Here is a 21,658-nt window from a genome sequence, read left to right as displayed (position 1 = left end):
GGGCGATCGCGTTCATGCATTTTCCTTCTCTGGAAATAACGCCCCCCCGGGGCCCAAACCAGCGACACTCCGCGCCAGCGCCACGCTACGTCGATGAACGAGGCGGGCACCTGGGGTTACACAACACAAAAACAGCACAACACCGCGCGTTGGACACTCACCCATGCAGTCTGATGAGGTTAGTACATATTAGCGAAATGTGAATTCTTCACCTCAGTGCCGCCGTGCGGGTGCGTCGGCGGCGCTATTGAATGGACGCATACAGCCCCACCAGCTTCCAGCTCAGCCCTTCGTAGATGTAGTTTTGCCTGAACTGGAACTGTTGCGGCTGGGTGGGGTAGTAGCCGGATATTTCCAGCACACCGTTTTCGTCAATCGTCGGCGCACTCGTGAAGACTGGGCTCACAGTCCGCAAGAGGGAAAAGTCTACATCCATGGCATAAAAGGGCGCGTAGGCTTCATCGAACTTGTCGACAGTGAACTGGTCTTGCCAGAGTCTGGAGACATGGTCGTAAAAGGTTTCCATGCTCCGCTCCTGCACCGACTGGACAAACACCTGCACCGAACCATCCACCAGGCGTACCAGTTCCTCCTCACCCGGCACCTGGGGCCCGCCACTCTCCTGCTGGATACCTGAGGCCGGCTTCTGGATCGTGTAGATGCGCCAACCCTCATCACCTTTTACGAACCCCAGCGTAACGGGAACAACACCACCGGCGTCCGTCGTAATCGAGCCCTTGAGATTGCCGCGGCCGCTCTCCACCGAACGCGCTCCCCAACTCGCCTCGCTCACCTGGTTCAGGCGGTTTTTTGCCAGGTACGCGGCAAGTTCGGCCTCGCTGGTCGATGCCTGGAAATCTTCCGACAAGTAGCTGTAGGCGGCTTTCATATCATCACGCTTCACCGCGGCAAAGAATTCATCGGCGGTCTCCACCATGCCCGCCGTGAAGAAAAACACGGCCCCGATCACCAGGCCAATGAAGCAGACCAGCCCCAGTGCGATCTTCAAAAACTTGTTCACGACTCCCCCCAGTACCTGCACCGGAAAAGCGGCACGGCGCACTCAAATAAAGAAAACTATAGGCGATGTGAGTCGTTTCGCCCGCGACCGCGCCCTCAGGCGACAAGAATTGCCCAGACTAACTTTCACTCGCAGCAGCAACAGCCCCGCCAGTGAACGAACCCGCGAGACACCAGCAACTTTGAAAACTGCCGGGGCGGAAACACACTGGTTCACATCTCTGTCGGCATGCTAACGTGAACCGACTTGCCCCAGCCGGAAGAAAGGAGCGCGATGAAAGCACCTGCGCAGAATTCGACTGTTTCGCCATCGAGAGGGTGGGTCAGGCAATGGGTGCATCGCCTGAAAGCCCGGCTGAGCAACTCACGAAAGACTTCCTCGGGGCTGAATGGACTGGTGTTTCGGCCGGTACTCGACCAGGAGGGCAATGAAATCGGGTTCGATGTGGTATCCCATCGCAGTCACGCACTGGTACCGGCAGACATGGATCTACCGGATTTTTTCAAGCCCCGGTCCGACCGCAAGAAGATGCGCACGACCCGTAACCAGTAGTGGCGGAAATAAAAGCACCCTGACCTGCGGCGCTTTTTGTGTGCTCTGATTTTTTGCTGCTGAACTGGGCGCGGTACTCCCTCGGCGTCATCCGTGTCCACCGCTTGAAAGCCTCCCGGAACCCGGCCTCGTCGCTGAAGCCACACTGCTCAGCTACCGTGCTGATAATGGCATCATCCCGCGCAAGCCCCTGCATCGCCACCTGCAACTGGTGGTCCTTCAGGATGCTGCGATAGTTCGTACCGGCGTCCCGCAGGCGCCGTCGCAGGGTCCGCGGACTCATTGCCAGTTGCTCCGCGAGCTGCTCGAGCCCGGGGGGAGGCGGCCCGGCGCTGGCGAGCAAACCACGTACCATCCCGGCAATGTCCCCTTGCTGTAACTGTTCAAGTCGGTTGAACTCGCGCTCGCACAACGCGGTCACCTGGCCCTCAGTAATGGGATTGGTAAGCGCCAGGGGCCGGGTCATGAGCTGCCTGGGTATCCACAGCCCGGACTCCTGACAGTCGAATTCGACCTCGCATCCGCAGTGCTCCCGGTAACTGCGCTGGTAACGGGGCGCGCTGTAATGGAGCTGAATACGACTGAAGCTGAACGGTTCGGCCAGAAGGTCACCGATCATGCTGGTCAGGGTTCCGATCAGCATCTCGTGGGCGAAGATCTCGTTCACGGGGAAACTCATCGTGTCGCGGCGCAGGATTTTTATCACCACGTAATCACCACGCTGCTCGGGCGGCAGGTCGAACCGGCTGTGTATCAACAAGCGGAAGCGCCCTGCAGTCCGCAGGGCCTCACGCAGGCTACCCGCACTGATCAGGGCCATGCTGAGCGAGCCCCAGCGAGACAGGTTGAGGGCCCGTCCGACTCGCAGGCCGATATCCGGATAACTGGAGAGGCGATATATGTTGCGGTAGACCGTGTTGAGTTGATTGAGCGAGACCACCGCCGCCGGATCCCTAGTCACGGCTTCCCCCAACCCGGTACCCAGTAACCACTGGCGTGGGCGTATGCCCTGCCCGGCCATGAAGCGGTCCATCAGGAACAGCTCCGAGGCGGGAAACAGTGCCTGGTCTTCAAAGCTCTGCATGCAGGTTCTCCGGGTCGCCCCTCGGGCACCTATTACGAAAACACAGTAAACGGGACAGTTTACGTGGATTTCAGGCCATTTTATCTCACGGTTATGGCCTTAATAAATGCTCACCGATAACGTTTGACCCTGCCACCAGACGCAAAGGCAGATAACTGCCATGCAGGTCTTTCGAAAAGAGGAGGGCAACGCAATGCATAAAGCGACCGAACAGCAACGCATCAAGGTCATTCAGGATACGATCCGGTCCCGGGGGCAGGAACTACGGCAGACCTACCCGATCCTGCAGCACCAGGATGCTATCGGGCTGGGCATTTTCCTGTTTGCCGTGGCTGGTGTTCTGGCCACCGGCTGGGCCTACTGGCACGGCCATATCAGTGCCTGGCTAACGATACCGCTGGTGGCGCTGTTTACATCACTGCTGCACGAGCTGGAACACGATCTCATCCACATCCAGTACTTCCGGCGGCAGAAGTGGGTGCAGAACCTCATGCTGATGACCGCCTGGATATTGCGGCCAGGTACCATCAATCCCTGGGTGCGTCGGAAGTTGCACTTCCTGCACCACAAGGTATCGGGTACCCCGGAAGACCTCGAGGAGCGCGGCATCGGCAACGGCCAGCGCTATGGGATTGTGCGCACAGCGCTAATGCTCGACACTTTCACCGGCAACCTCGTCAGGGCGCTGTTTGAAACACCCCGCGGCGGGAAAATGAAACACGCCCTGCGCATCCTGCGAGCCAATATGCCTGTGTCGGTTGCCTGTGCCGTGGTCTGGTACGGTTTCCTGGGGTTCCACGGCGCCAATGCTGCCGCCAGCGTCGTCGGGTCCAGCATTACCTGGTCCGACCTGACCCTGGCCAACATGGCCTGGATCAACAAACTGGTAGTCATACTGATCGCCCCCCATTACCTGCGTTCGTTCTGTATCAATTTCATCAGTTCCAGCATGCACTACTACGGGGGTGTGACCTCCGTGTTGCAGCAGACCCAGGTGCTTAACGCCTGGTTCCTGTGGCCGATGCAGCTTTTCTGCTTCAACTTTGGCAGTACTCACGGCATCCACCACTTCGTGGTCGGCGAGCCCTTCTACATCCGGCAACTCACGGCCCCCGTGGCCCACCGGGTAATGCGCGACAACGGTGTGCGCTTCAATGACCTGGGCACCTTTTCACGCGCCAACCATTTCCCAACCCGGGAGATAGAGGATCTGGCTGGCGGCCGCTCGGGTCAGCCCGCCTATTAGAGAACCCCGGCGTACTCTATCGACTGCCCGCTGGACGCCTGAGGTCGCCTGGCGGGCCGCCTTTTTACTAACGATAAGACACAGCAGGATGGGATCACCCATGGCGACCATCAAAAAAGAACGTTTGATCTTTGGCCTTTATCTCCTGGCACTCATTGTGGTGATTGAGCTGATTCTTCACCGATTTCACCTGCCTGCCTGGCCGGTCTTCCTGGTGATGATCTTGTTCTTCGAATGCCACATGGACCGGTCTCGTGCACCGCACCTTCTGCTTGGCGGCCTGGTGGGAATAGGTTGCTACATGCTCACCGTCGAATTCGTGCAACTGGCAGCCCCCTTGCTCGGTGTCGCAACCGCGCGCCTGGCGTTCATCTGCCTGGTCGTCTACACAATTGTGGCAGTGGGTGAGGCGATCCCGTGGTTGTTCAACAATTACGCGTTCATGTTTTTCCTGGTGAGCGGTCTGGCCGCCACCACGGAGGGCGCGGCGCCTGCGCCCCTGGCGTGGATGGGCGTGGAAGTGGTTGGCGGGATCTTTGTTCTTGTTGGCGTACTGGGAATTCGCGGGCTGCTCGCGCGAGGCACGGCCACCCAGTAGTCGAAAACTGGAAGCCGGACCCCAGCGTTGCCAGCTGCGGCCCTGTGCATTCTGATCGAGAGCTGGATTGGGGTGGAGTCGGTGGGGGAGAGCCCGTTTACTCCAAGAGTGTTACCTATGCGGCCGGTATACACCCGAGGGTATTTGGTCTGTGAGAGGATTCCAACCTCCGACCCCTTCCTCCCGAAGGAAGTGCGCTACCAGGCTGCGCTACACACCGATGATTTTCGAGGGGGCGCAAACATACCAGAGCGCCTGCCACGAACCAACCCCCCAGAGAAAGAGATTTATAGCGTCATCGGGGGCGGGCAACCCCTCACCAGTAGCCGGCCACTACCGCAGCCCTGACACTGGGGTGAACCTGCGGGGCGCACGTCGACTGGTCTGTACTAATGCGGGCCGGCCAATTACAGTAACCCTCCCGTTCCAGCCCAGTCCAGTACGCCCAAATGAGCCAACGTTCCTCCAGTGCCGACCAGCACATGGCCGAAGCCCGCTCCCTCGCCAGCAACGGTGAGGTGGAAGCGGCAATGCGAATTTACCACCAGATTCTCGCCCAGCAGCCCGGCAACAAGAAGGCGCGCAAGGCCCTGAAGGCTCTGCAGTCGCAGCCTGGTGGCCCGCTGACTCGGGATGACTTCGAACGAGTAACCCGCCTGATGGCTAGCGGCAAGCTGGAAGCGGCCCGGGCAGAGTGCAGCCAACTGGCGCGTCATCACCCGGAGCAACCGGCCCTGCACAACCTGCTGGGAGTCATCCACACCCGGATGGACCGGCCGGCAGCCGCGGTGGAAAACTACCGCCAGGCCCTGAGCCTGCAACCGGACTTCACCGACGCCATTAACAACCTCGGGGCCGCCTACAGCAAGCTGGGGCGTTTCGAGAACGCGGCACGCTGCTATCAGACTGTGCTGTCGAGCAACCCCCGGGACCCCGACAGTTGGTACAACCTCGGCAACAGCCAGCGCGGCCTGGGGCAGTTCAGGGAGGCGGTAGGCAGCTACCAGGCTTCCCTCAAGCTGCGCCCCTTGTCCGCCGAAACCTATCACAACCTGGGTAACACCTACGTGGATCTCGGTGACGCGGATAACGCCATCGCCGCCTATGAGAGTGCCCTGGGCATTCGCGATGATTTTCACGCCGCCCGGCGAGGCCTGGCCACAACGTATTTCAGCCAGGGCCGAATGGCCGATGCCGGAGGCTGTTACCAGCGCCTCGTGAGGGAGAACCCGAACGATGTTAGCGCGCTGCATGGACTGGCCGGGGTGCAAAGCAATATTGGCCAGTTTTCGGCGGCAGCCGAAAATTACTCCAAAGCGCTGGCCCTCAATCCGGGCGACATCAGCGCTCGCCACCGCCTGAACGCACTGCAGGACAGGACCAGTGAGCGCGCTCCGGAAGCCTACGTCCGCTCTGTGTTTGACGCTTACGCGGTGGGTTTTGAGAAACACCTCAGCGACTCCCTGGGCTATACCGCCCCCACCAAACTTCGAGCCCTGTATGACGAACTCAGCAGCGCGGAACAAGGTCTGGGGAATGGACTGGACATGGGTTGCGGCACCGGACTGGCCGGCGTGGCCTTCCGCGATACCGTCGCCAGCCTGACCGGTATCGACCTGTCGGCGCAAATGCTGCGCGAGGCGGAAAAGAAGGGTGTATACGATGAGCTGATCGAGGGCGACCTGCTAAGTACACTACCCCAACTGCAAACCCCTGCCGACCTGATCGTCTGCGCCGATACCCTGGTCTACCTGGGTCGCCTGGACCAACTCTTCCTCGCCGTCGCACATGTCGCGGCCGCCGGCGCCCACTTCCTGTTCACCACCGAACACCTGCTGGAGGGGGACTATAAGCTCCTGCGCAGCGCGCGCTATGCGCACAGCAAAGCGTACGTGGAAGCATGTGCCGAGCAGGCGGGACTGTCACTGCGGCACTTCGAAATCACCCCCTTGCGCATGGAACGCGGGGAGTGGCTTGACGGCGGGTTCTACTGCCTGGAGAAAGCAGCTCAGTAGACGCCGGCCCAGCGGGCCAGCAGCTGGCTGAACAGGCTCAGCCCCATCACAATTGCCACCAGTACCAACAGCAGGCGGAAGGGCCGAAAAGGCTTGCGCTCCACCGAGTTGACGCCGCGCTGGAGAAAGGCGTCAACTTTCGCCTGATCCTCCGCCTTGAGGCGTGGCCCGTCTTCTTCAGCGGGTGTGGGTGAGGGCGTGGGTATTGGCATCTGCGATTCGGCCATGGCAATAAAAAAAGGGACAACGCTCGCGCTATTGTCCCTCCTTCAAGGCCTCAAGTCACCCCGCCACTTACCGGCGGGGCATGGGCCGCCAACTCACTAGAAAGCAAACATCGCTTCCGGCAGTTGCATCAGGTTGTCCGCTCCGGACAACAGCGCCTGTTTGTGCGCCGCGGTGCGCGGCAGCAGGCGGTCGAAGTAGAACTGCGCGGTCATCAGCTTGGCCTCGTAGAACGAGGTGTCGCCCTCGGCGGCGGCGATTTTCGCCTGGGCCACTGCAGCCATTCGGGCCCAGAAATACGCCAGGGTGACGTAGCCGGAGTACATCAGGTAGTCCACCGCTGCAGCACCGGCCTCGTCCGGGTTCTTCATGGCAGCTTCGCCGATCTTCATCGACAGCTCGAGCCACTCGTCCTTGTACTTGCCGAGCGTCTCTACCAGGGGCGCAATCGCCTCGTCGGTGTTGGCGCCACAAAACTCCTCGATCAGGCTGGTAAAGCCCAGCAGCAACTGCCCACCAGAGCCCAGCACCTTGCGGCCGATCAGGTCCAGCGCCTGGATGCCGGTGGTGCCTTCGTACAGCATGGAGATACGGGCGTCGCGCACGATCTGCTCCATGCCCCACTCGCTGATAAAGCCGTGACCACCGAACACCTGCACGCCGTGGTTGGCAGACTCAAAGCCGGTCTCGGTGATGAAGGCCTTGGCAATCGGCGTCAACAGGGCCAGCAGGTCGTCGGCCTTCTTGGCGCGATCACCATCGGCAGCGTGGACAATGTCGCCCTGCTGGGCGAGGAAGTAGATGAATGCGCGGCTGCCTTCGGCCAGGGCTTTCTGGGTCAGCAGCATGCGGCGCACGTCGGCGTGCACGATGATCGGGTCGGCCGGGCCGTTCTCGTTCTTCGGGCCGCTCAGGCTGCGCATGGAGAGGCGGTCCTTGGCGTAGGCCAGGGCGCCCTGGTAGGACAGCTCACCGTGGGCCAGGCCCTGGATGGCGGTACCGATACGGGCGGTGTTCATAAAGGTGAACATGCAGGCCAGGCCCTTGTTGGGCGGGCCGATCAGGTAGCCTTTGGCGTTATCGAAGCTCATCACGCAGGTGGCGGACGCCTTGATACCCATCTTCTTCTCGATGGAGTCACAGTGCACCGCGTTGCGCTCGCCCAGGCTGCCGTCGGCATTCACGTTGAACTTGGGAACAATAAACAGGGAGATACCCTTGGTACCTTCCGGTGCGTCGGGCAGGCGGGCCAGAACGATGTGGACGATGTTCTCGGCCATGTCGTGCTCACCGGCACTGATAAAGATTTTGGTGCCGGAGATGGCGTAGCTGCCGTCAGCCTGGGGCTCGGCCTTGGTGCGCAGCAAGCCCAGGTCTGAACCGCAGTGGGACTCGGTCAGGCACATGGTGCCGGTCCAGGTGCCCTCGATCAGCCTGGTCAGGTACTTCTGCTTCTGCTCTTCGTCACCGTGGGCTTCCAGGGTGTTCACCGCGCCGTGGGACAGGCCGGGGTACATGCCCCAGGACCAGTTGGCGGTGCCAATCATTTCGCTCACGACACTGCCCAGGAAGGCGGGCATGCCCTGGCCACCGTAGTTGGGATCGGCGGGCAGCGCCGGCCAGCCATTTTCCACGTATTGCTGGTAGGCCGCGGCGAAGCCCTCGGGAGTTTTCACCTCGCCATCGGACCACTTGCAGCCTTCTTCGTCGCCGCTGTGGTTCAGCGGTGACAGCACGTTCTCAGCAAACTTCGCGCCCTCGTCGACAATCGCGTTCATCAGGTCGGCGGTGGCGTCCTCGTATCCGGGAAGGCTCTGGTACAGCGCTTCGGAATCCAGTACTTCGTGCATCACAAACTGCATATCGCGCAGCGGGGCCTTGTACTCAGGCATAGCTATTACCTCGTATCAGGTGTCAGTAGCGTAGTGGGGCCCCGGGATACATCTCGCGCGTGGCTTGCGAGGGGGGCCAATGTGTTCGGCGATCACATTCTGCGGAAAAATCGCGCTGTGTCAAATATCTTTTCAGTAGAACGGCGGGGGTCGGGCAGGAAAAGTGGTTATAAGATGATCAATCGGGTCTGCCCAGGAGCTACTAATGCAAGCGCTTACTTACCTATCAGGCTCGATATATCAAGGTGCTCGGCTGCCAGGCTCGCATCAAAGGGCGTTAGCCGGGGCACCTCCCCCAACAGGGGCGCGGGAAGCCAGCGCTGCAGGGTAGCGACATTCTCCTCGTGACAACTCATCCGCTCACCGCACTGGTTGGCTACCCAGCCGGCCAGTGTCAGCCCGTCGCGGGCGATGGCTTCGGCGGTCAGCAGGGCATGGTTGATGCAGCCGAGGCGCATGCCCACCACCAGGATCACACCGCCACCGAGCTCCCGGGCCAGGTCCGCCAGCGTCTCCCGGTCGTTGAGTGGCACACGCCAACCACCCGCCCCCTCGATCAGCACAACGTCGGCCGGGCCGCTGGACACGCCGCGGCACAGCCCCGCCAGGCGTGACGCCTGCAAGCGCCGCCCGGCCTGCGCCGCCGCGATATGCGGGGCCAGCGGCGGCGCAAGCGCCACCGGGTTCACCTGGGCATAGGGCAGGTCTTCTGTCATCGCCGCCTGCAGGGCCAAAGCGTCTTCATTGTGCCCCTGCTCATCGCACCCTGCCGCCACCGGTTTGACTGCGGCGGTGCGCAGGCCCCGGCGTGCAACCGCCTGCAGCAGGGCGCAGCTGATCGCGGTTTTGCCCACCTCGGTGTCGGTACCGGTCACGAACCAGGTCTTGCTCACGCCGCCTCCTCGCGGGCGCCGGAAGCCGACTTGCTCAGCAGGCCGTAGTAGACCTCGTAGGTGGCGGGGAGGAAGTCACCCTCCCGGAACGCTTCGTAGGCGGCCATCATCCCCGCCAGTGCCCGGCGGCCACCGAGGCCGGCGGAGCGCTCACTGTGCACGTTGTGGGCACCGATTCCCTTGAGCTCAGCGAACAGCTCACGGAGATGGCGGTACTGCAGGCACAGGGACTCGTGCTCCAGCTGCCAGTCCAGGCCCCCTTGCAACGCGAAAGCTGCCTGTGCCAGCGTTGTCGCCGGCAGAAAGTCGTTCACATGGCGCTCGCCATCTACCGCTGCCCAGGCACTGCGCAACTCGTGCAGGGTCGCCGGCCCCAGCGTACTGACCACGCAGACGCCACCGGGCCGCAAAACCCGCGCAAGTTCGGCAAACAGGGCCTCGGGGCGCTGACACCACTGAATCGCCAGGCTGGAGAACACCAGGTCCACCGAGTTGCTGGCCAGCGGCAGTTGTTCGGCGTCGCCCGCTACCCAGCAACCACTGCGACCGCGCTCCCGGCGGGCGTAATCGAGCATCCCGGTCGCCAGATCCAGGCCCAGGTAGCTCGCACCTGGAAATCGCTGTTCCAGGGCGGGCTGGAAGTACGCGGTACCGCAACCCAGGTCGAGGACCGTTTCCACCCGCCGCGCCTGCGGCGGAATGCGGGCCAGCAGTCGCTGCCCCACGTCACGCTGCAATGCCGCCACACTGTCGTAGGTACTGGCGGCACGGCCGAAGGAGGCGGCGATGGCCTGTTTATCGAGGACCGCCCCCCCCCCTGGCGAAGGCCGCAACAGGCCGCGCTCTTCCAGAAAAACCCGCAGCCGCTGCCCGATGGCGTCCGGGCACTGTAGAGGTAGCGCGTGGCCCGCTTGCGGCAGGCTCTCCACGCTGGCGTCCGCGGCGCCGGCAACGCAGTCGGCCAGGGCGCGCGCCAGCGCGGGTGGAATTAATGTGTCGTTAGTGCCCAGCAAGTGGAGTTGGGGCTGCACAAGGTCCGCCAACGCCTGCCGGGTGTCGAGTTGGCCCAGCCAGTCCAGCCCCGGGCCACAGGCCTCGGGCGTGCCGCGGCAGGCCGCCAGCGAGCGCCGCAGTCCGGCTGCGCCGCTCTGGCCCAGGGACTGCAGCGCCTCGAAGCGCTCCAGGTTGCGCCGCGGGTCGGCCCGGTGGGCAGCCATCATCTGCTGCAACTGAGCGGGATCCACCCCTGGCCAATCGCCCCTCGCGGTAAAATGCGGGTTGCTGGCCAGGGTAACCAGGGCATGGATACGCTCGGGGGCCTGTGCGGCCGCCAGGGTCGCGAGTTGCCCACCCAGCGACCAACCCACCAGTACCGCACCTTCGGGGCAGGCCTCGGCAACACGGGCGGCCAGTTCCGTGGCGCTAATCGCTGCGGCCTCGGCACCGAGACCGGGTAACTCCAGCAGGGAAACATTAGCCCAGGGCCTGACACTCGCCAGCAGGCCGCGCCAGCAATCCCGGCTGCTGCCCCAACCGTGCAACAGCACCAGTTCCGCGCGCGGCTCACCGTTGGCCCAGAGTCGCTCGCAGATCAGCTCAGGCCGCATGGCGGGCGGCTCCGGCGTTATCGAGAGCGTCCAGCAGCTGGTCCACCTGCGCTTCGGTGTGGCTGGCCGTCAGGGTAATGCGCAGTCTCGCGGTACCCGCCGGTACGGTGGGTGGCCGGATCGCGCCGACCAGCAGGCCGCGCTCGCGGAGTGCCTGGCTCAAGGCGAGGGCCTCATCCGCCGCGCCGATCAACAGCGGCTGGATGGGACCACCCACGTCCGCCAGCGGCAGGCCCAGCTGCCCCGCACCACGCCGAAACCGTGCGATGAGGTTTTGCAAATAGGCTCGCCGCCAGCCTTCTTCACTCAGCAGGTTCAACGCCGCCAATCCAGCCACGGCCAGGGCCGGCGGCATTGCCGTTGAATACACGTAATTGCGCGCAAACTGGACCAGGGACTCCACCAGCACCTCGCTGCCGGCAACGAAGGCACCGCTGCAGCCGAGGGCTTTGCCCAGGGTGGCCATCAACACCGGCACATCCTCGCAATCCAGGCCGGCCGCCTCCAGGCTACCGGCCCCGCGCTGCCCCAACACACCGAAGCCATGGGCATCATCCACCATGAGCCAGGCATCGTGGCGCCGGGTAAGCGCCGCCAGTTGCGCCAGTGGCGCGACGTCGCCGTCCATACTGAACACGCCGTCGACCACGACCATTGACGGGCCGGATACGGCGTTCAACTTGCGCTCCAGCGCCTCGACATCGTTGTGGGGGAAGCGACTCAGGCGTGCACCGCTGTGCAGGCCACCGTCCAACAGCGAAGCGTGGTTCAGGCGATCCTGTAGCACGGTGTCGCCGGCCTGCAGCAGCACCGAAAGCGCCGCGGTGTTGGCGGCAAATCCGCTGCCGAAGAGCAGCGCCCGGGGGCGGCCGGTGAACTCGGCCAGGGCTTCCTCGAGTGTATGGTGCGGCCGGCTGTGGCCACAGACCAGGTGGGAGGCACCGCTACCGGCACCGTATTCTTCGGCACCGCGCCGCAGGGCCTCGATTACCTTCGGATGGGCGGCAAGACCGAGGTAGTCATTACTGCAGAAGTTGAGCATCTCCCGCCCCGCCAGCCGAACCTGAGGCCCCTGGGACGATTCCAGCACCAGCCGCTCTCGATAGAGGTGCTGCTGCCGGCGCTCCTCAAGGGCACTGGCCAGGCGGTGGGCAAACTCGGACATCGTCAGAACAGGCGCGGATGCCGGCTCAGGCGCGTGCGCCGGCGGCCGCGTCGTAGAAGCGCGGGTCCGGCGAGGCCGGCTCGGCGTCGACCTGCCGTTGCTCGGGTCGAATGCCCAGGCGGCCAAACAGTTCCATGTCCTTGTTGGCCTGCGGGTTCGGGGTGGTCAGCAGTTTCTCGCCGTAGAAGATGGAATTGGCGCCGGCGAAGTACGCCAGGGCGTGCATCTGCTCGTTCATCTCTTCGCGGCCGGCGGACAGGCGAACGTGGGATGCCGGCATCATGATGCGGGCCACGGCGATGGTGCGAATGAAGTCGAAGGGGTCGAGGTCGGCCTCGTCCGCCAGGGGAGTGCCCTCCACCCGCACCAGCATGTTGATCGGCACGCTCTCGGGGTGCTGTGGCATGTTCGCCAGCTGCTGCAGCAGACCGGCGCGGTCACCGGCGTTCTCGCCCATGCCGACAATGCCGCCACTGCAGACCTTCATCCCGGCCTTGCGCACGTGGTCCAGGGTCTCCAGCCGATCCTGGTAGGTCCGGGTGGTGATGATCTCGCCGTAGTATTCCGGGGAGGTATCGAGGTTGTGGTTGTAGTAATCGAGGCCGGCCTCGGCCAGTTCCTGCGCCTGCTCGTCGGTGAGCATACCCAGGGTCATGCAGCTTTCCAGGCCCAACTCCTTGACCCCTCGCACCATGGCGGTGACATAGGGCATGTCCCGGTTCTTCGGCGAGCGCCAGGCGGCGCCCATACAGAAGCGGGTGGCACCGGAGGACTTCGCCGCCCGGGCCTGTTCCAGCACCTTTTCCACCTCCATCAGCTTTTCCACTTCCAGCCCGGTGTCGTAGCGGGTGCTCTGGGGGCAGTACTTGCAGTCCTCCGGGCAGGCGCCGGTTTTGATGGAAAGCAATGTGCTCACCTGCACTTCATTGGGGTCAAAATACTGGCGGTGCAGCGTTTGCGCCCGGAACAGCAGATCGTTGAACGGCAGGTCGAACAGGGCCTGCACCTCGGCGCGGGTCCAGTCGTGGCGGACAGCGGGCGCTTGCCCGGCGGCGGAATTCAGATCGGCAACCGACATAGGGGTATCCAGTGATCGTGACAGGAAGGAGGACCATGATAAATCGAACAGAACTGCTGTCAACCATGATAACCGCTAGTGGTTAACATCTCCCGGCGCAGCTGGGCGCAGCAATGTCTCGATGCCCTGCTACCCCAGTACTGCCTGCTCTGCGGTCTGCCGAGTCGGCAGGCCCTCCCCATGTGCCCTGCCTGCTGCAGCGAACTGCCCGTTAACGCGCACTGCTGCCGGCGCTGCGCATTGCCCCTGGCCAGCCCGACGGCCAGCCTGTGCGGGCCCTGCCTGCAGCGGCCTCCCATCATCGACCACGTGGTTGCACCCTATCGTTACGATCCCTGCATCGCCCTGCTGATCCAACGCTGGAAATACCAGCCGCTGCCGCGCCTGGGCATCACAGTGGCCGAGCTCTGGCGCAGTGCCGTCATCAAGCCACCACCGGTCGACCTGGTTACCTCCGTCCCCCTGCACTGGCGCCGGCGCTGGCGACGGGGCTTCAACCAGTCCAGCCAACTGGCCGAGCTGATTCACCGCGGCCACCCCGGGCTGGCAAACAGTACCTTGCAGCTCGGCCTGCTGCACCGGCAGCGTGCCACAGCAGTGCAGGCCGGGCTGAATGCCCGGGCCCGTTCGCGTAACCTGCGGGGCGCCTTTACATTGCGCGGGCGCTGTGAGAATTTGCGGGTCGCTGTGGTGGACGACGTCCTGACCACCGGAGCCACAGCCAACGAACTGGCCCGCTGCCTGAAGGCCGGCGGCGCGCGGGAAGTGCAGCTCTGGTGCCTGGCGCGCACACCCGCGCCCTGACATTGTGGGTCATAAAGCGGACTGACAAGGATTCCTGTGCGATCAACCTGGTTGCTGTGCCTCTTTATCACCCTCGCACCCCTGAACGGGTGGGCTGCGGAATCCCTGCGGATTGCCGTGGCCGCCAACTTTCGAGTGGTGCTGGAACAACTCGCCCCGGCCTACCAAAAAGCCACTGGCAACAACCTGACCCTGAGCAGCGCTTCCACCGGCGTACTCTACAACCAGATCCGCCATGGCGCGCCCTTCGATGTCCTGCTCGCGGCCGACAGCGCCACACCGGCCGCGCTGGCGGAACAGGGGCTCGGCTCCAGCCACCGTTGCTACGCGCTCGGTGAACTGGTGCTGGTGGGGGGCGAACTGGATGCCCTCGCCGACCCCGGCAAAAGCCTTGCCATCGCCAACCCCGCCACCGCACCCTACGGGCGTGCCGCCGAGGAAGTCCTGCAGCGGCCGGCCTTCGCGGCCGGCCACGGGCGGCACCTGGTGCGCGGTAACAACGCCGTACAGACCTGGCAGTTCTGGCACAGCGGCAGCGTCGAACTGGCATTGGTGCCCCGCTCCCTGGCGCAGGAAGCCGGCATTCCCATCCCCCGGGGCTGGTACTCCCCCTTGCAACAGGATGCCCTGATCCTCCAGCGCGCGGCGAACAACCCCGCCGCAGAAGGGTTTCTCGACTGGCTGCAGAGCCCGGCGATCCAGGCTGAACTCGGCCAGGCCGGCTACGGGCGCTGCCCTTGAGCCCGGCGGAACTCGATGCCATCTACCTCACTCTCGCACTGGCCGGGACGACCACGCTCATCCTGATACTACTTGGGACACCGCTCGCCTGGTGGCTGTCGCGGCGCAGCGGCAACCTGCCCGCCCTGGTCGAGGCGCTGGTGGCGATGCCGCTGATTCTGCCGCCGACCGTGCTCGGCTTTTACCTGTTGCTGATGCTGGCTCCCGACAGCGCCATCGGTCGACTCTGGCAGCAACTCACCGGCAACCAGTTGGCGTTCAGCTTCAGTGCGCTGGTAATTGGCTCGGTGATCTATTCCCTGCCCTTTGTCGTGCAACCACTGCAGGCTGCCTTCACCCGGGTACCCGCCTCTCTGCTGCAGGCGGCCGCCACCCTGGGCGCTCCACCACTGGACCAGTTTCGCTCTATCGTGCTGCCGCTGTGCCGGCGCAGCTTCCTGGTGGCCGCGTGCCTCGGATTCGCACACACCGTCGGTGAGTTCGGCGTAATCCTGATGATCGGCGGCAACATACCCGGGGAAACGCGGGTGGTCTCCGTGGCCCTTTACGATTATGTGGAATCCCTGCAGTTTGCCGAGGCGCACCGGCTGGCGGTGGGACTGGTGCTGTTTTCACTGGCGCTGCTGTTCCTGCTGTACCGCGGCAACGGCCGCGTCCGGGCGGTGGCGTCATGAGTCAACTGGCACTCAGGGTGCGCTGCCGGGGCGCCGACGACTTCCTGCTGGAGGTGTCCGAAAACCTGCCACTGCTCGGTGTCACCGCAATTTACGGGGCCAGCGGTAGCGGCAAGACCACCCTGCTGGAATGCATCGCGGGCCTGCGCAGCGCGGAACCCGGTAGCCAGATACACTTTGACACTACGCCCTGGCAGGACAACGCCACTCAGCTCCCTCCCTGGCAACGCGGTATCGGCTACGTGTTCCAGGATGCGCGCCTGTTCCCGCACCTCGATGTAGAGGGCAACCTGCATTACGGCCTGCAACGCCACCGTCACAGCAGCGGCCCCTCGGTGGCGGAGGTTTGCCACTGGCTGGGCCTCGAGCCCCTGTTGCACCGCCAGTGCGACACCCTGTCCGCAGGCCAGCGCCAGCGCGTGGCCATGGGCAGAGCCCTGCTGGCCGCACCGCGCCTGTTGCTGCTCGACGAACCCCTGGCCAACCTCGACGGCGACAGTCGCAGACAGTGCCTCGATGCCCTGAAACGGGCAATTTGCGCCAGCCAGGTACCCGCGCTGTATGTCAGCCACGATGCCGAGGAGGTCAGCCAGCTGGCCGATCGGCTACTGATCCTGGAGAGCGGCCAGGTCGTGCAGCACGGCTCCCTGCTGGCCCTGAGCAGCCGCATTGACTGTGCCCTGTCACGGGACGAGCAGGCCGCCGCGATCCTGCAGTGCGAACTGGCAGGTCACGACGAGGCCTTCGGCCTGAGCGAACTGCGGGCCGAAGGTCATTCACTGTGGGTAAACCACATGCCGGGCGCCCCCGGGGAACAACACCGCCTGCGCATCCCCGCCCGGGACGTGAGCCTGTGCCGGGAGCAACCCCGACAAACCAGTATCCTGAACGTGCTACCGGTGCAGGTGACTGAAATCGAAACCGGAGACAGCCCGCGGGCGCTGGTACGGCTCGCCGTGGGCGAGCAGTTCCTGCTGGCCCGTATCACCCGCAAGTCAGCAACTACACTACAATTGAAACCCGGCGATCACGTTTTTGCCCAGATCAAGAGCACCGCCCTGTTAACGGAGATCGCCGATCCCGCATGAACCAGCACCCCTATGACACCCTGACGCCAGATCTGGTCATCGATGCCGTCGAGTCCGCCGGTTTTCTCAGCGACGCTCGCCTGCTGGCGTTAAACAGCTACGAGAACCGTGTTTACCAGGTGGGCCTGGAAGAAGGCGATCCCCTGATCGCCAAGTTCTATCGTCCCGGGCGCTGGAGCGATGCCCAGATTCTCGAAGAGCACAGCTTCAGCCTGGAACTGGTGGAGGCGGACATCTCGGTGGTCGCACCGCTGTCGAATGCCGCTGGCGAAACCCTGCACGAACACGCGGGATTCCGCTTCGCCCTGTTCCCCCGCCGCGGCGGCTACCCGCCGGAACTGGACAACCCCGACAGCCAACTGGTGCTCGGCCGTACCCTGGGTCGCATCCACGCGGTGGGCGCAGCCCGGCCGTTCCAGCACCGGCTGTCACTGTCGGTGCAGACGATGCTGGCAGAACCCCGGGAATTCCTGATCGAGCACTTCATCCCGGCGGAATTGCGCCCGGCCTACGCCACGTTGACGGAGGATCTGCTGGAGATTGTGGAAAAGCTCTACGGGGAGCTACAGCCGGAGGACTGGATACGGGTCCACGGCGACTGCCATGTGGGCAATATTCTGTGGCGCGATGACACGGCGCATTTTGTCGACCTGGACGACTGCTGCATGGCACCGGCCATCCAGGATCTGTGGATGTTCCTGAGCGGTGAGCGCCATGAACGGGAACTGCAGCTCAGCGAGCTGATCGAGGGCTATTCGGAGTTCTTCGATTTCCACCCCCGCCAGCTGCGCTGGGTGGAAGCCCTGCGCTCGATGCGCCTGGTGAACTACGCCGCCTGGCTGGCCCGCCGCTGGGAGGACCCGGCCTTCCCCCGCAGCTTCACCTGGTTCAACACGGAACGCTACTGGGCGGAGCATATTCTGGAGTTGCGGGAGCAGTTGGGGGCGTTGCAGGAGGAGCCGCTGCGGTTGTTGTGATGGGCTGGTTGTGTGCTGCTAATACGTTCTTCTCTGGAAGCGGCCCCCTGGGTCGCCCCCATGCAGAGAACAAACCCGCTACCGCTTCGACCGCGGATAAACCACCCCCCACGCCCAGCGCCAGAAACTGTTCCCCCCCAGCACCTGCCGATCCACCTCGTCAAAAAACCGCTCCATCCCCGCCGGATCCGCAAAATAATCCATCCGGGTGGTAAACCCGTGCTCTGGATCCAGTTCTTTAACCACCTTCGCCGGATTCCCCGCCATCACCACATTGGCCGGCACATCGCGGGTCACCACCGCCCGGGCGGCCACCACCGAATTGTCGCCAATGGTCACCCCCTTCAGCACCGTCGCGTGATCACCCAGCCAGACATTGCGGCCAATGTGCACCGGGGTCACGCGCTCATCCCGCCTGGTGCGGTCGTAGATGCCATGCCAGTCCGAGTCAGTGACGTAGGCACCATTGGCGAACATGGTGCCGTCGCCGATGGTGACTTCATCCGAAGCGCTGATTCGGGAACCGGGGCTCATCAGCACACAGTCGCCGATCTCCACTCGGCCGGCGCCCTCCTCCCGGCCCCAGACACCAATTTCCACCCGGTGCATCGGCTCGCCGATGGCGGTAAAGCTGTGGCCGATACGGATGTTGGGGCCGGAGATGTTCACGTACCAGGGTTTCATCACCGTTTCGTGGGGGCCGAAGTACTCGCACTCGGGGCGGAGAAAATAGTCGGTATACCAGCGGCGAAACGAGAGGTAGGCTTTTTTCAGCCAGTAGGGACGGGTGTCCTTGCGCATGGGTTCTGTTCTTGTTTGGAAAGTGGCCGGCGGAGTTTGTCCAACGAGTTTGTTCAAATGAGCAGCGCCCGTTTACCATGGCGCGGATTGCACACACTGCCCGCGGCGGAGGTCGCCGGCCATCACTGTTACAGGAGCCCCCCCGTTTTGCAAGCCAACTCCCGCGCCGTCAACAGCAGCCAGGCCTGGACCCATCCCCGCCTGCCGGAACTGGTGCGCCGGCACCTGGCCGAGCCCTGGCGCAAACCGGTGGCACCGTTTAACCGGGAGGCCTTTGCCGCACTGGAACAACGGCTGGCAGCGGAGCCGCGGTCACTGGTACTGGACTCGTTCTGCGGCACGGGGCAGAGCACAGCACTCCTGGCAGCCCGCTATCCGAACCACCTGGTGGTCGGTGTGGACAAGTCCGCCCAGCGCCTGCAGCGCCACGCCGGCGGTGAATTCGACAATTACCTGCTGCTGCGTGCGGAATGTGAGGGTATCTGGCAACTGCTGCTGGAGCGGGGCTGTACGGTAGACCACCACTACCTTCTCTACCCCAACCCCTGGCCCAAGCCGGGGCACGTGCAGAGGCGCATCCACGGCCACGCCAGCCTGCCGCTGCTGTTGCAACTGGGGGGCCGGGTGGAACTTCGCTCCAACTGGCAACTCTATGTGGAGGAGTTCGGGCTCGCCATGACCCTGGCGGGTCGGCAGGGGCGCATCGAGCGCGTCAGTGGCGATCCGCCCCTGACACTTTTTGAAGAAAAGTACCGCAAAAGTGGACACCCGCTGTGGCGGTACCGCGGATGACGCCAGACGCGCTATGCTCTAGAGTAACTGGCCCGCAATGAGGTTAGAGACATGTCAGTAATCCAGAATGACCCGGTATGGGACCGCATCCGCGAGGAAACCCGCACCCAGGCCGCCGCCGAGCCGATGCTGGCGAGCTACCTGCACGCCACCATCCTCAACCACAACCACCTGGAGGATGCCCTGAGCTTCCACCTGGCCAACCAGCTGGACAGCCCGGCCGCCTCGGCGCTGCTGCTGCGCGAGGTCATGGATGAGGCCCTGGGTGACGACAGCTGCCTGCGTAAAACGGTGCGCGCCGACCTGTTGGCCGTGGAGGAGCGGGATTCCGCCTGCAATGAACTCTACATTCCGTTCCTGTATTTCAAGGGCTTCCACGCACTGCAGAGTTATCGCGTGGCGCACTGGCTGTGGAACAAGGGCCGCCGCTCACTGGCGCTGTTCTTCCAGAACCGGATGTCATCGGAGTTTGGCGTGGATATCCACCCCGCGGCCAAACTGGGCCACGGCCTGATGCTGGACCACGCTACTGGCCTGGTGATCGGCGAAACCGCCGTGGTGGGCAATAACGTATCGATCCTGCAGTCCGTCACCCTGGGCGGCACCGGCAAGGAAGATGGCGACCGCCACCCGAAAATCGGTAACGGCGTACTGATCAGTGCTGGCGCCAAGATTCTCGGCAATATCCGGGTAGGCGATGGCGCCAAGGTCGGCGCCGGCAGTGTGGTGCTGGAGGAAGTACCGCCCCACACGACCGTGGCCGGAGTACCCGCAAAGGTCGTCGGCCGCCCCGCCTCCGAGTCTCCCGCACTGGAAATGGAGCACGATTTCTGCTGCGACGAAGCGGCCGCAGCCAAGCAGCAGAAAGCCAGCTAAGGCCTGCGTAGGGTCCTCAGGCGTCGAAGATCTTCCCGGGGTTCATAATGCCCCGGGGGTCGAACGCCTGCTTGATCTGCCGCATCAATTCGATCTCCAGCGCTGAACGGCTGTAGCCCAGGTAATCCTTCTTCAACAGGCCTACCCCGTGCTCGGCGGACACGCTGCCGCCGTAGCGCTGGACAATCTCGCACACCCACTTGCTGACTTCGCCACACCGGGCCTTGAACTCGTCGACAGGTAGTGCATCCGGTTTGAGGATGTTGAGGTGCACGTTGCCATCACCAATATGGCCAAACCAGACAATCTCGAAATCCGGGTAGGCGCCGTTCACCACCTGCTCCACCTCTGCCAGAAAATCCGGGACCTTCGAGATCGTGGTGGAGATGTCGTTCTTGTAGGGGGTCCAGCGGGTGATGGTCTCGGAGATATCCTCCCGCAGGCGCCACAGGTTTTCCGCCTGGGCAACGCTCTGGCTGATCACCCCGTCGACGACCCAGCCCTGCTCCACACAGTGCTCGAACAACGCCATTGCCGTGTCCATGTCGGCCTCTGAGACCTGTTCGAACTCAAGCAGGGCGTAGTAGTCGGTCGGCGTTTCGAAGGGGCGCTGCAGGCCCTGGTGTTCGACCACCTTCTGCAGGGCCAGCTCGGAGAAGAACTCAAAGGCCTGCAGCTCCATCCTGCCCTGGTAGGCCGAGAGCACCTGCATGATGGCGCCCATGTCGGGCACTCCCAGCACCAGCACCGCCGGGTCTTTGGGCGGACGGGCCAGGGACATGGTCGCTTCCACTACCAGGCCCAGGGTACCTTCGGCGCCAATCACCAGCTGGCGCAGGTCGTAGCCGGCGTTGTTCTTCACCAGCCCGCGGTTCAGGTCCAGCAGTTCACCGGTGCCGGTGACCAGCTTCAGGCCGGCCACCCAGTCCCGGGTCATGCCGTGGCGAATCACCTTGATGCCCCCGGCATTAGTGGAGATGTTGCCGCCGATCTGGCTGGAACCGGCGGAGGCAAAGTCCACCGGGTAGAACAGGCCCTGCTCCTCGGCGAACTGCTGCAACTGCTCGGTGATCACGCCGGCGCCACAACGCACGGTACGCTCCACCGGGTTGAAGTCGCTGATGGTGTTGAGCCGGTCGAAGGCGACGACCAGTTCGCCGTTCAGGGCCACGGCACCGGCGCTGAGACCGGTGCGACCACCGGAAGGCACGATCGCCAGCTGCTCCTGCGCTGCCAGGCGCACAACCGCCTGCACTTCCTCAATGGAGCCCGGCAGGACTACCGCACTGGGAGCCGGGGTGTGGAATCGGGTCCAGTCACGCCCGTACTGCAGCAGGGAATCGGCATCGGTCAGTACGCGCTCGGCACCCACAATAGCCGCCAGGGCTGAGGCTGTCTCGGAACTCAGAGAGGGGGCGACCAGGTCGTTCACGGGGTGTCCTCGGGTAATTTTCACGGCACGCCAGCATCGGCGCTGATTTCAGGGCGGCGTATGGTACCATACGCGCCCCCCGGGACCCCCCGAATAC

At 63.7% G+C, this 21,658-nt stretch carries 20 protein-coding genes; 10 read left to right on the top strand and 10 right to left on the bottom strand.

Features of this window, described 5'->3' with window-relative positions; genetic code table 11:
* Window positions 1-244 precede the first annotated feature (244 nt).
* Both FV139_RS17165 and FV139_RS17160 read right to left on the bottom strand, forming a co-directional pair.
* A complete protein-coding gene (locus tag FV139_RS17165) occupies window positions 245-1,021 on the bottom strand; it encodes a hypothetical protein (protein WP_148069710.1) in 777 nt (258 codons plus the stop codon).
* 502 nt (window positions 1,022-1,523) lie between these two features.
* Entirely contained in the window at window positions 1,524-2,657 is a 1,134-nt protein-coding gene (locus FV139_RS17160; protein WP_148069709.1) for an AraC family transcriptional regulator, read from the bottom strand.
* 193 nt (window positions 2,658-2,850) lie between these two features.
* Here FV139_RS17160 and FV139_RS17155 point away from each other — a divergent pair, with 193 nt between their 5' ends.
* The 3 genes from FV139_RS17155 (at window position 2,851) to FV139_RS17145 (ending at window position 6,516) form a co-directional block, all read left to right on the top strand.
* The gene (locus tag FV139_RS17155) at window positions 2,851-3,903 is read left to right on the top strand and encodes a fatty acid desaturase (RefSeq protein ID WP_148069708.1); all 1,053 of its coding nucleotides are present in this window, start codon (window positions 2,851-2,853) and stop codon (window positions 3,901-3,903) included.
* Window positions 3,904-4,003: 100 nt separating this feature from the next.
* Complete coding sequence (locus FV139_RS17150) at window positions 4,004-4,501, top strand: hypothetical protein (RefSeq protein ID WP_148069707.1); 498 nt, start codon at window positions 4,004-4,006, stop codon at window positions 4,499-4,501.
* 449 nt (window positions 4,502-4,950) lie between these two features.
* A complete protein-coding gene (locus FV139_RS17145; protein WP_148069706.1) occupies window positions 4,951-6,516 on the top strand; it encodes a tetratricopeptide repeat protein in 1,566 nt (521 codons plus the stop codon).
* Here FV139_RS17145 and FV139_RS17140 read toward each other — a convergent pair.
* The 6 genes from FV139_RS17140 to bioB all read right to left on the bottom strand — a co-directional run bounded on the left by FV139_RS17140 (window position 6,510) and on the right by bioB (window position 13,376).
* Window positions 6,510-6,728: a DUF3094 family protein gene (locus FV139_RS17140; protein WP_187276606.1), complete on the bottom strand. Its 219-nt coding sequence runs from the start codon at window positions 6,726-6,728 to the stop codon at window positions 6,510-6,512. The genes FV139_RS17145 and FV139_RS17140 overlap by 7 nt on opposite strands.
* A gap of 111 nt (window positions 6,729-6,839) precedes the next feature.
* Complete coding sequence (locus FV139_RS17135; protein WP_148069704.1) at window positions 6,840-8,633, bottom strand: acyl-CoA dehydrogenase C-terminal domain-containing protein; 1,794 nt, start codon at window positions 8,631-8,633, stop codon at window positions 6,840-6,842.
* A gap of 215 nt (window positions 8,634-8,848) precedes the next feature.
* On the bottom strand, window positions 8,849-9,526 hold the full coding sequence (gene bioD, locus FV139_RS17130) for a dethiobiotin synthase (RefSeq protein WP_148069703.1): 678 nt from the start codon (window positions 9,524-9,526) through the stop codon (window positions 8,849-8,851).
* Entirely contained in the window at window positions 9,523-11,133 is a 1,611-nt protein-coding gene (bioC, locus tag FV139_RS17125; RefSeq protein ID WP_148069702.1) for a malonyl-ACP O-methyltransferase BioC, read from the bottom strand. Before bioC ends, bioD begins: the two co-directional genes overlap by 4 nt.
* The gene (gene bioF / locus FV139_RS17120) at window positions 11,123-12,298 is read right to left on the bottom strand and encodes an 8-amino-7-oxononanoate synthase (RefSeq protein WP_148069701.1); all 1,176 of its coding nucleotides are present in this window, start codon (window positions 12,296-12,298) and stop codon (window positions 11,123-11,125) included. The genes bioC and bioF overlap by 11 nt, the downstream gene beginning before the upstream one ends.
* A gap of 25 nt (window positions 12,299-12,323) precedes the next feature.
* On the bottom strand, window positions 12,324-13,376 hold the full coding sequence (bioB, locus tag FV139_RS17115) for a biotin synthase BioB (protein WP_148069700.1): 1,053 nt from the start codon (window positions 13,374-13,376) through the stop codon (window positions 12,324-12,326).
* Between the two features lie 78 nt (window positions 13,377-13,454).
* Between bioB and FV139_RS17110 the strand changes: the two genes are divergently transcribed.
* The 5 genes from FV139_RS17110 to FV139_RS17090 are packed head-to-tail and all read left to right on the top strand — an operon-like array spanning window position 13,455 to window position 17,660.
* Window positions 13,455-14,180, top strand: a complete 726-nt coding sequence (locus FV139_RS17110) for a ComF family protein (protein ID WP_148069699.1) — start codon at window positions 13,455-13,457, stop codon at window positions 14,178-14,180.
* Between the two features lie 36 nt (window positions 14,181-14,216).
* A complete protein-coding gene (gene modA, locus FV139_RS17105) occupies window positions 14,217-14,921 on the top strand; it encodes a molybdate ABC transporter substrate-binding protein (RefSeq protein WP_187276605.1) in 705 nt (234 codons plus the stop codon).
* Window positions 14,912-15,595, top strand: a complete 684-nt coding sequence (modB, locus tag FV139_RS17100) for a molybdate ABC transporter permease subunit (protein ID WP_148069697.1) — start codon at window positions 14,912-14,914, stop codon at window positions 15,593-15,595. Before modA ends, modB begins: the two co-directional genes overlap by 10 nt.
* Window positions 15,592-16,683: a molybdenum ABC transporter ATP-binding protein gene (modC, locus tag FV139_RS17095; RefSeq protein ID WP_148069696.1), complete on the top strand. Its 1,092-nt coding sequence runs from the start codon at window positions 15,592-15,594 to the stop codon at window positions 16,681-16,683. Before modB ends, modC begins: the two co-directional genes overlap by 4 nt.
* Complete coding sequence (locus tag FV139_RS17090) at window positions 16,680-17,660, top strand: serine/threonine protein kinase (RefSeq protein WP_148069695.1); 981 nt, start codon at window positions 16,680-16,682, stop codon at window positions 17,658-17,660. Before modC ends, FV139_RS17090 begins: the two co-directional genes overlap by 4 nt.
* A 78-nt stretch (window positions 17,661-17,738) precedes the next feature.
* On the opposite strand, the gene FV139_RS17085 is transcribed toward FV139_RS17090, so the two are convergent.
* Entirely contained in the window at window positions 17,739-18,461 is a 723-nt protein-coding gene (locus FV139_RS17085; RefSeq protein ID WP_148069694.1) for an acyltransferase, read from the bottom strand.
* A 147-nt stretch (window positions 18,462-18,608) separates the two neighbouring features.
* Here FV139_RS17085 and trmB point away from each other — a divergent pair, with 147 nt between their 5' ends.
* Window positions 18,609-19,253 carry a tRNA (guanine(46)-N(7))-methyltransferase TrmB gene (gene trmB, locus FV139_RS17080; RefSeq protein WP_148069693.1) on the top strand — a complete coding sequence of 215 codons (645 nt, stop codon included), beginning with the start codon at window positions 18,609-18,611 and terminating at the stop codon, window positions 19,251-19,253.
* A 51-nt stretch (window positions 19,254-19,304) separates the two neighbouring features.
* On the top strand, window positions 19,305-20,129 hold the full coding sequence (gene cysE, locus FV139_RS17075) for a serine O-acetyltransferase (protein WP_148069692.1): 825 nt from the start codon (window positions 19,305-19,307) through the stop codon (window positions 20,127-20,129).
* Window positions 20,130-20,145: 16 nt separating this feature from the next.
* Here the strand turns inward: cysE and FV139_RS17070 are convergent, their stop codons facing one another.
* A complete protein-coding gene (locus tag FV139_RS17070; protein ID WP_235898705.1) occupies window positions 20,146-21,561 on the bottom strand; it encodes an FAD-binding oxidoreductase in 1,416 nt (471 codons plus the stop codon).
* Between the last annotated feature and the right edge of the window lie 97 nt (window positions 21,562-21,658).

Source organism: Parahaliea maris (assembly GCF_008064665.1).
In the GTDB taxonomy this organism is placed as follows: Bacteria; Pseudomonadota; Gammaproteobacteria; order Pseudomonadales; family Halieaceae; genus Parahaliea; species Parahaliea maris.
This window is presented reverse-complemented; position numbering and strand designations above follow the sequence as displayed.

What these genes read in the sequence shown, in the direction of transcription:
- bioB (WP_148069700.1), bottom strand. Translation starts at nt 13,376, where the DNA reads ATGTCGGTTGCCGATCTGAATTCCGCCGCCGGGCAAGCGCCCGCTGTC.
- FV139_RS17160 (WP_148069709.1), bottom strand. Translation starts at nt 2,657, where the DNA reads ATGCAGAGCTTTGAAGACCAGGCACTGTTTCCCGCCTCGGAGCTGTTC.
- bioF (WP_148069701.1), bottom strand. Translation starts at nt 12,298, where the DNA reads ATGTCCGAGTTTGCCCACCGCCTGGCCAGTGCCCTTGAGGAGCGCCGG.
- FV139_RS17090 (WP_148069695.1), top strand. Translation starts at nt 16,680, where the DNA reads ATGAACCAGCACCCCTATGACACCCTGACGCCAGATCTGGTCATCGAT.
- FV139_RS17085 (WP_148069694.1), bottom strand. Translation starts at nt 18,461, where the DNA reads ATGCGCAAGGACACCCGTCCCTACTGGCTGAAAAAAGCCTACCTCTCG.
- FV139_RS17135 (WP_148069704.1), bottom strand. Translation starts at nt 8,633, where the DNA reads ATGCCTGAGTACAAGGCCCCGCTGCGCGATATGCAGTTTGTGATGCAC.
- cysE (WP_148069692.1), top strand. Translation starts at nt 19,305, where the DNA reads ATGTCAGTAATCCAGAATGACCCGGTATGGGACCGCATCCGCGAGGAA.
- FV139_RS17140 (WP_187276606.1), bottom strand. Translation starts at nt 6,728, where the DNA reads ATGCCAATACCCACGCCCTCACCCACACCCGCTGAAGAAGACGGGCCA.
- FV139_RS17155 (WP_148069708.1), top strand. Translation starts at nt 2,851, where the DNA reads ATGCATAAAGCGACCGAACAGCAACGCATCAAGGTCATTCAGGATACG.
- modC (WP_148069696.1), top strand. Translation starts at nt 15,592, where the DNA reads ATGAGTCAACTGGCACTCAGGGTGCGCTGCCGGGGCGCCGACGACTTC.
- FV139_RS17150 (WP_148069707.1), top strand. Translation starts at nt 4,004, where the DNA reads ATGGCGACCATCAAAAAAGAACGTTTGATCTTTGGCCTTTATCTCCTG.
- bioC (WP_148069702.1), bottom strand. Translation starts at nt 11,133, where the DNA reads ATGCGGCCTGAGCTGATCTGCGAGCGACTCTGGGCCAACGGTGAGCCG.
- FV139_RS17145 (WP_148069706.1), top strand. Translation starts at nt 4,951, where the DNA reads ATGAGCCAACGTTCCTCCAGTGCCGACCAGCACATGGCCGAAGCCCGC.